Annotated in this window: 10 protein-coding genes; 8 read left to right on the forward strand and 2 right to left on the reverse strand. The window is 62.5% G+C overall.

All coding sequences use genetic code 11. From position 1 onward, the window contains the following. Positions 1-196: 196 nt before the first annotated feature. From GV819_RS02760 to cobA, 8 genes are all read left to right on the forward strand, one after another. Positions 197-1,408: a CmpA/NrtA family ABC transporter substrate-binding protein gene (locus GV819_RS02760; protein WP_161753271.1), complete on the forward strand. Its 1,212-nt coding sequence runs from the start codon at positions 197-199 to the stop codon at positions 1,406-1,408. 15 nt (positions 1,409-1,423) lie between these two features. After that, a complete protein-coding gene (locus GV819_RS02765) occupies positions 1,424-1,999 on the forward strand; it encodes an ANTAR domain-containing response regulator (protein WP_161753273.1) in 576 nt (191 codons plus the stop codon). A 410-nt stretch (positions 2,000-2,409) separates the two neighbouring features. After that, on the forward strand, positions 2,410-3,621 hold the full coding sequence (locus GV819_RS02770; RefSeq protein ID WP_161753275.1) for a nitrate/nitrite transporter: 1,212 nt from the start codon (positions 2,410-2,412) through the stop codon (positions 3,619-3,621). Positions 3,622-3,628: 7 nt separating this feature from the next. Next, positions 3,629-5,299 (forward strand): bifunctional protein-serine/threonine kinase/phosphatase, encoded by a 1,671-nt coding sequence (locus GV819_RS02775; protein ID WP_161753277.1) that lies wholly within the window; start codon positions 3,629-3,631, stop codon positions 5,297-5,299. A gap of 328 nt (positions 5,300-5,627) precedes the next feature. Further along, positions 5,628-8,081: a nitrite reductase large subunit NirB gene (gene nirB / locus GV819_RS02780; protein WP_161753279.1), complete on the forward strand. Its 2,454-nt coding sequence runs from the start codon at positions 5,628-5,630 to the stop codon at positions 8,079-8,081. Beyond that, entirely contained in the window at positions 8,078-8,395 is a 318-nt protein-coding gene (gene nirD / locus GV819_RS02785; protein WP_161753281.1) for a nitrite reductase small subunit NirD, read from the forward strand. The genes nirB and nirD overlap by 4 nt, the downstream gene beginning before the upstream one ends. Then, positions 8,395-11,112 (forward strand): nitrate reductase, encoded by a 2,718-nt coding sequence (locus tag GV819_RS02790; RefSeq protein WP_161753283.1) that lies wholly within the window; start codon positions 8,395-8,397, stop codon positions 11,110-11,112. Before nirD ends, GV819_RS02790 begins: the two co-directional genes overlap by 1 nt. 9 nt (positions 11,113-11,121) lie before the next feature. Continuing rightward, a complete protein-coding gene (cobA, locus tag GV819_RS02795) occupies positions 11,122-11,862 on the forward strand; it encodes a uroporphyrinogen-III C-methyltransferase (protein ID WP_161753285.1) in 741 nt (246 codons plus the stop codon). Between the two features lie 78 nt (positions 11,863-11,940). On the opposite strand, the gene GV819_RS02800 is transcribed toward cobA, so the two are convergent. Then, positions 11,941-12,918, reverse strand: coding sequence for an OmpA family protein (locus tag GV819_RS02800; RefSeq protein WP_161753287.1), 978 nt, complete (start codon positions 12,916-12,918; stop codon positions 11,941-11,943). Positions 12,919-13,025: 107 nt separating this feature from the next. After that, positions 13,026-13,616, reverse strand: coding sequence for an RNA polymerase sigma factor SigX (sigX, locus tag GV819_RS02805; protein ID WP_161753289.1), 591 nt, complete (start codon positions 13,614-13,616; stop codon positions 13,026-13,028). Positions 13,617-13,674 lie beyond the last annotated feature (58 nt).

Here is a 13,674-nt window from a genome sequence, read left to right on the forward strand (position 1 = left end):
AGGCACCGATTATAGCCGCGCCCGAGGCTTGCAGGCGAGGCGCAGAGTGAAATCCCCCAGCAATGGCATATGCCTTGCACCCACTTGCCCCATCAAGCCTCGGCCAATGGCGGTCCAGGTCAAAGGACAACGGCGTCGTCACCCGTCCAGGCTCTGCCCGGCCGCGGGGACGACGCCTTTTCATGCAAGGTGCCCCATGAGCGAACTCCCACATGACCCATTGGCCTGGGTCAACGGCAGCGATGCCGTGGAAAAATCCGTGATCAACCTGGGCTTCATGGCATTGACCGATTGCGCCTCGGTAGTGGTCGCCGCCACCCAGGGGTTTGCCCAGCCCTACGGGCTGACCCTGAACCTCAAGCGCCAGAGTTCCTGGGCCAATCTGCGGGACAAACTGGTGAGCGGCGAACTGGATGCCGCCCACAGCCTGTATGGCCTGATCTATGCCGTGCACCTGGGCATCGGCGGAATCAACCCCTGCGACATGGTAGTGCTCATGGGCCTGAACCAGAACGGCCAGAGCATCAACCTGTCCCGGGAACTGCAAGCGCTGAAGGTGACCAGCCCTGAAGCACTCGATCGCCACGTGCACCAAAGCCGGGCAAGAATGACCTTCGCCCAGACCTTCCCCACCGGCACCCACGCCATGTGGTTGTACTACTGGCTGGCCAGCCAGGGCATCCACCCGTTGCAGGATGTCGACAGCGTAGTGGTGCCGCCGCCACAGATGGTTGCCCACCTGCAGGCCGGACGCATCGATGGCTTCTGCGTCGGCGAACCCTGGAGCGCCAGCGCGGTGCAACAGGATCTCGGTTTCACCCTGGCCACCAGCCAGACGATCTGGCCCGACCATCCGGAAAAGGTCCTCGGCTGTACCCGTGCCTTCGTCGAGCAGAACCCCAACACCGCCCGCGCCCTGGTGATGGCGATCCTCGAGGCCAGCCGCTTCATCGAGCAAAGCCCGGAAAACCGCCGCAGTACCGCACAGCTATTGAGCGCCACGGACTACCTGAATGCCCCGCTGGACTGCATCGAGCCGCGGCTGCAGGGTGACTACGCCGACGGCCTGGGCAATCGCTGGCAGGATCCCCACGCCTTGCGCTTTCACGACCACGGCGCGGTCAACCTGCCCTACCTGTCCGACGGCATGTGGTTCATGACCCAGTTCCGCCGCTGGGGCCTGCTGCGCGAAGATCCAGACTATTTGGGCGTCGCCCGCCAGGTGCAACAGCTTGAACTCTATCGAGACGCAGCCTCCGCGCTGGGCGTCGCCGCCTGGGGCCAGGACATGCGCAGCAGCCAGTTGATCGACGGCAAGGTCTGGGACGGCTCGCAACCGGCCGCCTATGCCCGCAGCTTTCGCCTGCACGCCCTGAGCGACAGCCCTCCCCTTGTCGCCCAGCGCTGACCGGAGCCCGCGAACATGCTGCGTATCCTGTTGATCAACGACACCGCGAAAAAAGTCGGACGGCTCAAGGCCGCCCTCAGCGAAGCCGGCTTCGAGGTCATCGACGAATCCGGCCTGACCATCGACCTGCCGGGCCGCGTCGAAACAGTGCGCCCGGACGTGATCCTGATCGATACCGAGTCACCCAGCCGCGACGTCATGGAACAAGTGGTCCTGGTGAGCCGCGACCAACCGCGCCCCATCGTGATGTTCACCGACGAACACGATCCGCTGGTGATGCGCCAGGCGATCAAATCCGGGGTCAGTGCCTACATAGTCGAAGGCATCCAGGTCCAGCGCCTGCAACCGATCCTCGATGTGGCCATGGCTCGCTTTGAAAGCGACCAGGCCCTGCGCGCGCAACTGCAGGCCCGGGACCAGCAACTGGCGGAACGCAAGCGCATCGAGCTGGCCAAGGGCCTACTGATGAAAATGAAGGACTGCAACGAAGAACAGGCCTACACCCTGATGCGCCGGCAGGCCATGAGCAAACAGCAAAAGCTGATCCAGGTGGCGGAACAAATCATCGCCATGCAGGAACTCCTCGGCTGACCGCCCCCCGGTAGGAGCCGGCTTGCCGGCGAATAGGCCTCTGAACCTTGTGCCAGTCTTGAGGGCGCCTTCGCTGGCAAGCCAGCTCCTACAGCCAGCTCCTACAGCCAGTTCCACAGTCAGCTCCACAACCAGTTCCACAGCCAGTTCCACAGCCAGGTCCTGAGCCAGTTCCTGCTGCAGGGGTCGACAAGGGTTGGCCCGGCTCTTGCTGTCAGATCCGCACCGGTAACCAACGGCGGTTGCCCACCTACGACAAAGACGTCGCGCACCCTGCTCACCCACAGCGAGCCAGGTGCCGACGTCTTTTCGTTTTGGCCCCACTGCACGGGGCCGGTGGCGCGGCCAGGGCGGCGCTCCACCTGCAAGCTCATGACGACTCCAACGACTCTTATCAGCTGAGGTGCGCGATGAATTCAAGCTTCTGGAAATCCGGCCATACCCCGACCCTGTTCGCAGCCTTCCTGTATTTCGACCTGAGCTTCATGGTCTGGTACCTGCTGGGCCCCCTGGCGGTGCAGATCGCCGCGGACCTGCACCTGAGCACCCAGCAACGCGGGCTGATGGTGGCGACGCCGATCCTCGCCGGCGCGGTATTGCGCTTCATCATGGGCCTGCTGGCCGATCGCCTGTCACCCAAAACCGCCGGTCTGATCGGCCAGGTGATTGTGCTAGTGGCCCTGTTCGGCGCCTGGCAGATGGGCATCCACAGCTATGAGCAGGCCCTGCTCCTGGGGGTATTTCTCGGCATGGCCGGGGCCTCCTTCGCCGTGGCCCTGCCCCTGGCATCGCAATGGTATCCGTCGCAACACCAGGGCAAGGCCATGGGTATCGCCGGCGCCGGCAACTCCGGCACCGTGTTCGCTGCGCTGATCGCCCCGATGCTGGCGGCGGCCTTCGGCTGGAGCAACGTCTTCGGCTTTGCCCTGATCCCGCTGATCCTGACCCTGGTGCTGTTTGCCTGGCTGGCGAAAAACGCGCCCGAACGGCCCAGGGCCAAGTCCATGAGCGACTACTTCAAGGCCCTTGGCGACCGCGACAGCTGGTGGTTCATGTGTTTCTACAGCGTCACCTTCGGTGGCTTCATCGGCCTGGCCAGCGCCCTGCCCGGCTACTTCAACGACCAGTACGGCCTGAGCCCGGTAACCGCCGGCTATTACACCGCCGCCTGCGTCTTCGGCGGCAGTCTGATGCGCCCCTTGGGCGGCGCCCTGGCGGACCGTTTCGGCGGCATCCGCACCTTGCTGGCGATGTATAGCGTCGCGGTGGTCTGCATCGCCGCCGTGGGTTTCAACCTGCCCAACTCCTATGCCGCCCTAGCGCTGTTCGTCTGCACCATGCTTGGCCTGGGAGCGGGCAACGGCGCGGTGTTCCAACTGGTGCCGCAACGCTTCCGCCGGGAAATCGGGGTCATGACCGGACTGATCGGCATGGCCGGCGGCATCGGCGGTTTTGCCCTGGCAGCGGGCATGGGCGCAATCAAGCAAAGTACCGGCAGCTATCAACTGGCACTGTGGTTGTTCGCCAGCCTCGGGGTACTGGCCTGGTTCGGCCTGCATGGGGTCAAACGTCGCTGGAGAACCACCTGGGGTTCCGCCGCTGTGACTGCGGCGCGAGTCTGAGACCGTCATGGGCCTGCAACTGAGCCACGCCCAGGCCAGCGCCACCGGCCCTCGCCCGGAGAATCAGGACGCCCTGCGCCGGGTGACGCCGGCGCCAGCCCTGGCGGCGAGCAAAGGCCTGCTGTTCGCCATCGCCGACGGCGTCAGCCAGTGTGCCGATGGTGGCCTGGCCGCGCGCTCGAGCTTGCAGGCCCTGGCCCTGGACTACTACGCCACGCCAGAAACCTGGGCCGTGGCCGAGGCCCTGGAACGCCTGCTGATCGCCCAGAACCGCTGGCTCCAGGCCAACGGCGGCGGCCAGCCCCTGCTCACCACCCTCAGCGCCCTGGTGCTGCGGGGACGGCGCTTCACCCTGGCCCACGTCGGCGACTGCCGGGTCTATCGCTGGTATCAACAGCAGTTGCAACGCATCAGCGAAGATCACGTCTGGGAACAACCGGGCATGCAGCATGTGCTCAAGCGCGCCCTGGGCCTGGATCAGCATCTGGTAGTGGATTTTCGCGATGGTGAACTGCGCCAGGGAGAATCCTTCCTGATGCTCAGCGACGGGGTCTGGGCCACCCTGGGCGACACCGCGATTGCCGCCATCCTGCGGGACCAGCTGGACCTGGACAGCGCGGTCAACACCCTGGTCAGTGCGGCGCACCTGGCCGGCAGCCAGGACAACGCCAGCGCCCTGCTGGTCCGGGTCGACGCACTGGGAGAAAGCAGCATTGGCGATGCCCTGCTGCACCTGCAGCGATGGCCCCTGCCACCGCCCCTGAAGCCCGGGCAGCGCTTCGAGGGCTGGCAGATCGAGGCGTTGATCAGCCACAGTCAGCAATCGCTGCTGTATCGCGTGCGTGACGAGCAACAACAGGCCTGGCTGCTGAAAACCCTGCCCGCGGTCTTGCACGACGACCTACCAGCCTGCCAGGCGCTGCTGTCCGAGGAATGGCTGCTGCGCCGGGTCGCCGGGCGGCACTTTCCCCAGGTGCACGGCGGCACCTCGCGCCAGCACTTGTATTACCTGATGCGCGAATACCCCGGCCTGACCCTGGCGCAGCTGTTTCACCAGAACGGGCCGCTGCCCCTGGCCCAATGGCAGACCCTCGCCGAACACCTGCTGCGGGCCGTCGGCCTGCTGCATCGACGACAAATCCTGCACCGGGATATCAAGCCGGAGAACCTGCTATTGGGGGACGATGGCGAACTGCGAGTGCTGGATTTTGGCCTGGCCTACTGCCCTGGGCTGTCGGCAGATCCCGCGCATCTGCTGCCCGGCACCCCGAGTTTCATCGCCCCCGAGGCCTTCAGCGGCGAACCTCCCAGCCCTCAGCAAGACCTGTATGCCGTGGGCGTCTGCCTGTATTACCTGCTGAGCGGGCACTATCCCCACGGCGAGATCGAAGCCTTCCAGCGACCACGCTTCGGCCTACCGGTGAGCCCCGGCCGCTACCGCCCGGACCTGCCGGAATGGCTGGAGCAATGCCTGGAACGCGGGGTCAGCGCCAACCCGGCGCAGCGCTATGAAACCGCCGAGGAATGGCTGCTGGTACTGGAACAAGGCGAGCGGCGCAGCTTGAGCCTGCGCCCACTGCCCCTGCTGGAGCGCGAGCCGTTAAAGGTATGGCGCGGGGTGGCCCTTGCCGCACTGTTGCTCAACCTGGTGCTGTTGTTGCTATTGCTGCACCAGTGACGCCACACCAGCACTGCCGACTTCGTCTGCGCCTACGCAGCGCCGAAAGAGAGCGTGCTGCCTTGATTCGGTGCAGTCATCACCATCGACAAGGGCAAAACTTGCGCCAGCCCCTTTAAAACCGGGCCTTCGGCAACTTGGCACAGGCACTGCATTACTCCACGCAACAGACATAAAGCCCGGCCTTCAACGACGAAGACGGGCTTCCCGAGAGAACGGGATCGGACAAAGGCGTCCTCGTCAGGCCACTGACGGGACGCCTTTTTTGTTTGCGCGCATTTTGTCGAGCCAGGCCTCACCCCCTCTGCCTGTGCTCCCGGAGCAGCCCATGAAAAAACTCAAACTGGTGATGATCGGCAACGGCATGGCCGGGGTACGCACCCTGGAAGAGCTGCTCAAGCTGAGCGACGAGCTGTACGAGATCACGATCTTCGGCGCCGAGCCCCACCCCAACTACAACCGTATCCTGCTATCGCCAGTGCTGGCCGGTGAACAGACCTTCGAGGAAATCGTCCTCAACGACCTGGACTGGTACCTGGACCACGACATCAAGCTGCTGCTCAACCGCAAGGTGCTGCACATCGACCGGAGCCGGCGCCGGGTGATCGCCGAGGACGGCAGCGAGGCCGAGTACGATCGGCTGCTGATCGCCACCGGCTCAACGCCCTTTATCCTGCCGATCCCCGGCAACCAGTTGCAGGGGGTGATCGGCTATCGCGATATTGCCGATACCCAGGCGATGATCGATACCGCGAAAATCCACCAGCATGCGGTGGTGATTGGCGGTGGGCTGCTGGGCCTGGAAGCTGCCAACGGTCTCAAGCTGCGGGGCATGGACGTGACCGTGGTGCATATCGGCGAATGGCTGCTGGAACGACAACTGGACCAGACCAGCGGCCAGTTGCTGCAAAACGCCCTGGAAAACCGCGGCCTGAAGTTTCGCCTGTGCGAACAGACCCAGGCCTTGCTCGATGCCGGCAATGGCCGGGTCGGCTCGGTACAGTTCAAGAACGGCGAGATCATCCCCGCCGACCTGGTGGTGATGGCCGCCGGCATCCGTCCCAACACTGAACTGGCAGAGCGGGCCGGCCTGCCCTGCAATCGCGGGATCCTGGTCAACGACACCCTGCAGACCTACGACCCGCGCATCTACGCCATCGGCGAGTGCGCCAGCCACCGCGGCGTCGCCTACGGCCTGGTGGCACCGTTGTTCGAACAAGCCAAGGTCTGCGCCAACCACCTGGCCCAGTTGGGTTTCGCCCGCTACCAAGGCTCGGTAACGTCCACCAAATTGAAGGTCACCGGCATCGACCTGTTTTCCGCCGGGGATTTCATGGGTGGCGATGGCACCGAAACCATCACCCTCGCCGACCCCATTGGCGGGGTCTACAAGAAATTGGTGATCAAGGACGACGTACTGGTCGGCGCCTGCCTGTACGGCGATACCGCAGACGGCGGCTGGTACTTCCGGCAGATCCGCGAGCAACAGACTATCGGCGAGATTCGCGACCACCTGATGTTCGGCGAGAACGCCTTGGGCGATGTCGGCCATCAGGGCCAGGACAAAGCCATGAGCATGGCCGACACCGCCGAAGTCTGTGGCTGCAACGGTGTGTGCAAGGGCACCATCGTCAAGGCCATCCAGGAACAGGGGCTGTTCAGTGTCGACGAGGTCAAGAAACACACCAAGGCCGCCAGCTCCTGCGGCTCCTGTGCCGGCCTGGTGGAACAGATCCTGATCAACACCGTGGGCGGCGCGGCGGACGTCAAACCGAAAAGCGAAAAAGCCATCTGCGGTTGCAGCGACTTGACCCACGGGCAGATCCGCCAGGCGATTCGGGAGCAGCGCCTGCTGACCATTGCCGGCACCATGAGCTACCTCAACTGGCGCACCGCCAACGGCTGCGCCACCTGCCGCCCGGCGCTGAACTACTACCTGATTTCCACCTGGCCGGGCGAGGCCAAGGACGATCCACAGTCGCGGCTGATCAATGAACGGGCCCACGCCAATATCCAGAAGGACGGCACCTACTCGGTAGTCCCACGGATGTGGGGCGGCGTGACCAACCCGTCCGAGCTGCGGCGCATCGCCGATGTCGCCGACAAGTACCAGGTGCCCATGGTCAAGGTCACCGGCGGCCAGCGCATCGACCTGCTGGGAATACGCAAGGAAGACCTGCCCGGGGTCTGGAAGGACCTGGACATGCCCTCCGGCCACGCCTACGGCAAATCCATTCGCACCGTGAAGACCTGCGTCGGCAGTGAGTTCTGCCGCTTCGGCACGCAGAACTCCACCCAACTGGGCATCGAGCTGGAACATGACCTGTTCAACATGTGGTCGCCGCACAAGGTCAAGCTGGCGGTCTCCGGCTGCCCGCGCAATTGCTCGGAAGCAGGAATCAAGGACGTGGGCATCATCGGCGTCGATTCCGGCTGGGAGATGTACATCGGCGGCAACGGCGGGATCAAGACCGAAGTCGCGGAGTTCTTCGTCAAGCTCAAGACCGCCGAGGAGGTGCGCGAGTACAACGGCGCCTTTCTCCAGCTGTACCGCGAAGAAGCCTTCTACCTCGAACGCACCGTGCATTACCTGCAGCGGGTCGGCATGGAGCACGTAAAAAAGGCCGTGCTGGAGGACCCGCAACGGCGCAAGTCGCTGAACGAGCGCCTGCAATTCTCCCTGTCCTTCGAGCAGGACCCGTGGCAGGAGCGACTGACCCAACCGCAGTTGAAAAAAGAGTACGAGCCCATTGTCGTGAAACAACTGGAGGTGTCGATATGAACTGGCTGGATATCTGCGCCCTGGAAGAAATCAACACCCTGGGCTCGCGCATCATCAAGGGCCCCAAGGGCGATATCGCGATTTTTCGCACGAGTGACGATCAGGTCTTTGCCCTCGACGATCGCTGCCCGCACAAGGGCGGTCCGCTGTCCCAGGGGCTGGTCTATGGCAAACGGGTGGCCTGCCCGCTGCACAACTGGCAGATCGACCTGGAGTCCGGCGCGGCCCAGGCGCCAGACACTGGCTGCGCCCATCACCATTGCGCGCGGGTGGAAGCTGGCAGGGTGCAACTGGCCCTGCGGGATGCCGGGTGATGAAGCGCCAGAGCACCGCCTCGACCTGTTGCTATTGCGGGGTCGGCTGCGGCGTGCTGATCGAGCATGACGGCCGGCAGATCTTCGGAGTGAGTGGCGATCCTGCGCACCCAGCCAACTTCGGCAAGCTGTGCAGCAAGGGCGCCAGCCTGCACTTGACCGGCGACCCCGCTGCCCGGGCCTTGTACCCGGAGCTACGCCTGGGCAAGACCCTGGCCCGTGATCGTTGTGACTGGGGCAGCGCCCTGGAACATGCCGCCGGGGTATTTGCCGAGACCATCGCCGAACACGGCGCCGACAGCGTGGCGTTCTACATTTCCGGGCAGTTGCTGACCGAGGACTACTACGCCTTCAACAAGCTGGCCCGGGCCTTGGTGGGCACCCACAACATCGACAGCAATTCCAGGCTGTGCATGTCCTCGGCAGTGGTCGGCTACAAACGCAGCCTGGGGGCCGATGCGCCGCCCTGCAGCTACGAGGACTTGGAGCAGAGCGATTGCGTGATGATCGTCGGCAGCAATATGGCTTATGCCCATCCGGTGCTGTTTCGCCGCCTGGAGCAGGCGAAAAGCCTGCGCCCGCAGATGAAAGTCATCGTCATCGACCCGCGCCGTACCGATACCTGCGATCTGGCTGACCTGCACCTGGCCATTCTGCCCGGCACCGATGTCGCCCTGTTTCATGGAATTCTCCACCTGCTGCTGTGGGAAGACTGGATCGACCGCGACTTCATCCTGGCCCATACCGAGGGCCTGGCCGAGCTCAAGGCACTGGTCCGCGACTACACCCCACCGATGGTGGCGCAACTCTGCGGTATCAGCGTCGAACAGTTGCAGCAATGCGCCCATTGGGTCGGTACCACAGCGAGTTTTCTGTCCCTGTGGTGCATGGGGCTGAATCAGTCCAGTGCCGGTAGCGCGAAAAACAGCGCACTGATCAACCTGCACCTGGCCACTGGGCAGATTGGCCGTCCCGGTGCCGGCCCCTTCTCTCTCACCGGTCAGCCCAATGCCATGGGCGGGCGCGAAACCGGCAGCCTCAGCAACCTGCTACCCGGGCACCGCGAAGCCACCGACCCTCAGCATCGCGCTGAAGTTGCCGCCTACTGGGGCGTGGACCAGCTCCCCGAGAGCTCCGGGCTGACGGCCATCGAGTTGTTTGATCAGTTGCACAATGGCCGTATCAAGGCGCTGTGGATCGCCTGCACCAACCCGGCGCAATCGCTACCCGACCAGAATCGTATACGTGCGGCCCTGCAGAACTGCCCTTTTGTTGTCCTGCAGGAAGCCTTCGCCACCACTGAAACGGTCGCGTTTGCCGATCTGCTGCTGCCCGCGGCCAGCTGGGGCGAAAAGGAAGGCTCGGTGACCAACTCGGAGCGACGTGTTTCCCACGTACGCCAGGCAGTAATCGCACCCGGCGAGGCACGCGCGGATTGGGCGATTACGGTGGATTTCGCCCAACGCCTGGAACGTCGCCTGCGGCCCGGTCGGCCCAGCCTGTTTGCCTTCGACAATGCCGCTCAGTTGTTCGATGAGTACAAGGGATTGACCCGGGGCCGGGACCTCGACCTGTCCGGTCTCAGTCATGAACTGATCGACCGCCTCGGCCCACAGCAATGGCCCTTCCCAGAAGGGGCCACACAAGGCACTCCACGTTTGTATGAAGATGGTCGCTTCCCTACCGCCAATGGTCGTGCGCGTTTCGTCAGCGACCCCTACGTAACGGCCAAGGAACAACGGGATGCACGTTTTCCCCTGACCCTGATCACCGGCCGGCTGCGAGATCAATGGCATGGCATGAGCCGCACCGGCACCGCCGCGCAGCTGTTCGGTCATGTCAGCGAAGCGCTGCTGAGCCTGCACCCGGACGAACTGCGACGCCAACGTCTGCGCGACGGTGCCCTGGTGAACCTGAAGAGTCGTCGTGGCAGCGTAATTGTCGCGGTGGCCAGTGATGACAGCGTGCGACCCGGACAGGCTTTTCTGCCGATGCACTGGGGGGATCGCTTTCTCAAGGGTGGCGTCAACGCCGTTACCCAACCAGCCTTTGACCCACTGTCAAAGCAACCAGAGCTCAAGCACAGCGGCGTGCGCTTGGAGCCGGTGCATCTGCCCTGGCAGCTGTTCGCACTGATCGAAGGCGATGTACAGGCTCACTTCAGCGTGCTGCGCCCACTGTGCGAGTCCTTTGCCTATGCCAGCCTCAGCCTGGTCGGTCGCGAGCGCCCGGCACTGGTGATCCGTGCGGCCCATCAAGAGGCGCCACAAGCACCGTTACTCCAGGCCATCGACCGGCAGCTGGGGCTCGTCGTTGGGCCGGTGCTGGCCTACGACGACCCACGCCGGGCCATCGGCAAGCGGGTACGTATCGAACAGGGCCGAATCACCGCCATCCGCCTGGCAGGGGAAACCCTGGCCCAGCACTGGTTGCAGGAGCTGTGGCTCGAGGGGCGCGCCGATGAACAACTGCGGCGCTGGTTACTGGCCCCAATGAGCACGCCCCCCGAGGCCAGCGGCTTGGGCGGAGCACGGGAGCGCACACTGTGCAACTGCAAGAACGTCAGCTACCGCACGGTCTGTGCCGGTATCGCCGCGGGGTTGGACCTCGATCAACTGAAACAACAATTGGGTTGCGGCAGCCAATGTGGCTCCTGCGTGCCGGAGATCAAGCGCCTGCTGGCGGCTCCGGTGCACCCTGTCACCGTCCCTGTGTGAGGAAACCCCATGAGTGCAAAAGTCTGGCTGGTAGGCGCGGGTCCCGGAGATCCGGAACTGCTGACGCTGAAGGCTGTACGCGCCCTCGGCGAAGCCGACGTGGTGCTGATCGACGATCTGGTGAACAACGCGGTACTGGTGCATTGCCCCTACGCGCGGATCATTCCGGTGGGCAAGCGTGGCGGCTGTCGCTCCACGCCTCAGGCCTTCATCCATCGCCTGATGCTGCGCTATGCGCGCCAGGGCCGCTGCGTAGTACGTCTGAAGGGCGGTGATCCGTGCATTTTCGGACGTGGCGGAGAAGAGGCCCAATGGCTCAAAAAGCATGGAATCGAGGTGGAATTGGTCAACGGCATCACTGCAGGCCTGGCCGGCGCTACTCGATGCGATATTCCCTTGACCCTGCGCGGCGTGGCGCGAGGCGTGACCCTGGTGACTGCCCACACTCAAGACGACAGCCGCCTGAATTGGCAGGCCTTAGCCCAAAGCGGCACAACCCTAGTGATCTACATGGGCGTGGCGAAGCTGGCGGAGATCAGCGAGCAGTTGCTAAGCGGCGGGCTGGCAGCCGATACAGCAGTGGCGATGATTGAAAATGCCTCACTGCCTGAACAACGGGAATGTCGCAGCAATCTGATGCGAATGGAGCAGGATGCCCAGCGCTTCGAACTCAAGAGCCCAGCGATCCTGGTGATTGGTGCAGTCGCGGCAAGCGCCTCTGCCGGCCAAGCATGCATGTTGCAGGCCTGAGCCGCGCTGATCGGCAGAGCAAACTGCAGACAAAGAAAAACCCGGCCTAGGCCGGGTTTTTCCAAGCTACAAAGCTAATTACTTAGCTTGAGCTTCTACCGAGGCTTCTACGCGACGGTTGATAGCGCGACCAGCTTCAGTTGCGTTGTCGGCAACTGGGCGGGACTCACCGTAACCAACGGATTGAACGCGGTTAGCGCCAACGCCGTACTGGTTGACCAGAACTTGTTTAACGGCGTTTGCACGACGCTCAGACAGTTTCTGGTTGTAAGCGTCAGGACCGACGGAGTCAGTGTGACCTTCAACAACGGTGGTGGTCTGTGGGTACTGCTTCATGAAGTCAGCGAGGTTCTTGATGTCAGCGTAGCTGTTAGGCTTGACGACCGACTTGTCGAAGTCGAACTTCACGTCCAGCTCAACACGAACAACTTCAGCAACCGGAGCTTCTGGAGCTGGTTCTGGAGCAGGTGCTGGTGCTACTGGGGCTGGAGCAACTTTGCCGCCGCTGCCACCGAAGTTCACACCCAGACCGATAGTAGGAGCGTAGTCCCACTTGCCGTTGTCCAGCTTGTAGTCAGCTTCAACGCCAGCACGGGCGAACAGGTTGTCGGTGAAGTAGTACTTAACACCGGCGCCTGCAGTCAGGAAAGTCGACTGGTCGCGACCGCTGTGGCCGTCGGCCACAACGTTGGTCATGCTCTTGTGAGCAACACCGCCAGAAACGTATGGACGCAGAGCGTCACCCACAGTACCAAAGTGGTACTGAGCGTTCAGGCCGAAGTTGTCGCCCTTGATTTTCTGGTTACCAGTACCGTCGTTAGAACGGGTGTGGTTGGTAGTGTCGTAGGTGGCGTTCAACGACAGGTCGTCGGTCAGGAAGTAACCGATCGATGCGCCAGGGTTGAAGCCGTCTTCAACGTGCTTAACGCTGTCGTTGTACTGTTTTTTGTAAAACAGTTCACCCTCGACCGCGCCTTGGCCTTGCGCCAGAACGCCGAACGAAGTCACGGCAACAATAGAACCAATGGCAATGCCCAAGGTGTTTTTCAGTTTCATCCGTTAAATCCCCATCTGGTGATTGTAAAGCAGTCCCACATACCGGGGGACAACTCGGCGGTAAGTCTATCAGAACTCACCTAGACGTAAGAGATATTTGCGCCGAACTAAGTTTCAGCAATACCTGCAAATTTCTCACGCAATTTATCAAGAGCACGTTTGTACCGCATCTTTGTAGCACTCAATCCCATGTGCATGATGTCCGCAATTTCCTGAAATTCCAGCTCTGCGACAAATCGTAGCACCAGAATTTCCCGGTCAATCGGGTTCACATACACCAACCAGCGGTCAAGTCCGCCCTTCTCCTCAGGTTTCGGCATCTTCTCTTCAGAAGCCTCCTCGAGGGGGTCAAGACTTAAAGCGTCCATCAACCGACGCTTGCGCCGCTCCTTGCGATACTGCGTGATGCATTCGTTGTACGTGATGCTATATAGCCATGTCTTGAACTTCGATTTACCCTCAAAGTTCTTAAGGCCATACAACACCTTCAACATCACTTCCTGACAGACATCATCCGCATCCCGATCGTTCCCCAGATAACGTGCACAAACATTAAATAGGGTCCTCTGATAGCGTCGCATCAACTCTTCATAGGCGCGGGTTACGTGAAACAGCTCCGTATGTGAGCGCGCAACCAACTCCTCATCAGAGAGCTCACGGGGGTCATAGCGCATGGATAACGATTGGGTTTTATTCAAAACGAGTCGTGCCGACAGTCAGGTCAATGTCCGCCGCTGCCCGGTGAGGGGTATTTTC

It is taken from the genome of Pseudomonas sp. Fl5BN2, assembly GCF_009908205.1.
Classification (GTDB): domain Bacteria; phylum Pseudomonadota; class Gammaproteobacteria; order Pseudomonadales; family Pseudomonadaceae; genus Aquipseudomonas.

What these genes read in the sequence shown, in the direction of transcription:
- nirD (WP_161753281.1), top strand. Translation starts at nt 8,078, where the DNA reads ATGAACTGGCTGGATATCTGCGCCCTGGAAGAAATCAACACCCTGGGC.
- cobA (WP_161753285.1), top strand. Translation starts at nt 11,122, where the DNA reads ATGAGTGCAAAAGTCTGGCTGGTAGGCGCGGGTCCCGGAGATCCGGAA.
- nirB (WP_161753279.1), top strand. Translation starts at nt 5,628, where the DNA reads ATGAAAAAACTCAAACTGGTGATGATCGGCAACGGCATGGCCGGGGTA.
- GV819_RS02800 (WP_161753287.1), bottom strand. Translation starts at nt 12,918, where the DNA reads ATGAAACTGAAAAACACCTTGGGCATTGCCATTGGTTCTATTGTTGCC.
- GV819_RS02770 (WP_161753275.1), top strand. Translation starts at nt 2,410, where the DNA reads ATGAATTCAAGCTTCTGGAAATCCGGCCATACCCCGACCCTGTTCGCA.
- GV819_RS02760 (WP_161753271.1), top strand. Translation starts at nt 197, where the DNA reads ATGAGCGAACTCCCACATGACCCATTGGCCTGGGTCAACGGCAGCGAT.
- GV819_RS02790 (WP_161753283.1), top strand. Translation starts at nt 8,395, where the DNA reads ATGAAGCGCCAGAGCACCGCCTCGACCTGTTGCTATTGCGGGGTCGGC.
- GV819_RS02775 (WP_161753277.1), top strand. Translation starts at nt 3,629, where the DNA reads ATGGGCCTGCAACTGAGCCACGCCCAGGCCAGCGCCACCGGCCCTCGC.
- GV819_RS02765 (WP_161753273.1), top strand. Translation starts at nt 1,424, where the DNA reads ATGCTGCGTATCCTGTTGATCAACGACACCGCGAAAAAAGTCGGACGG.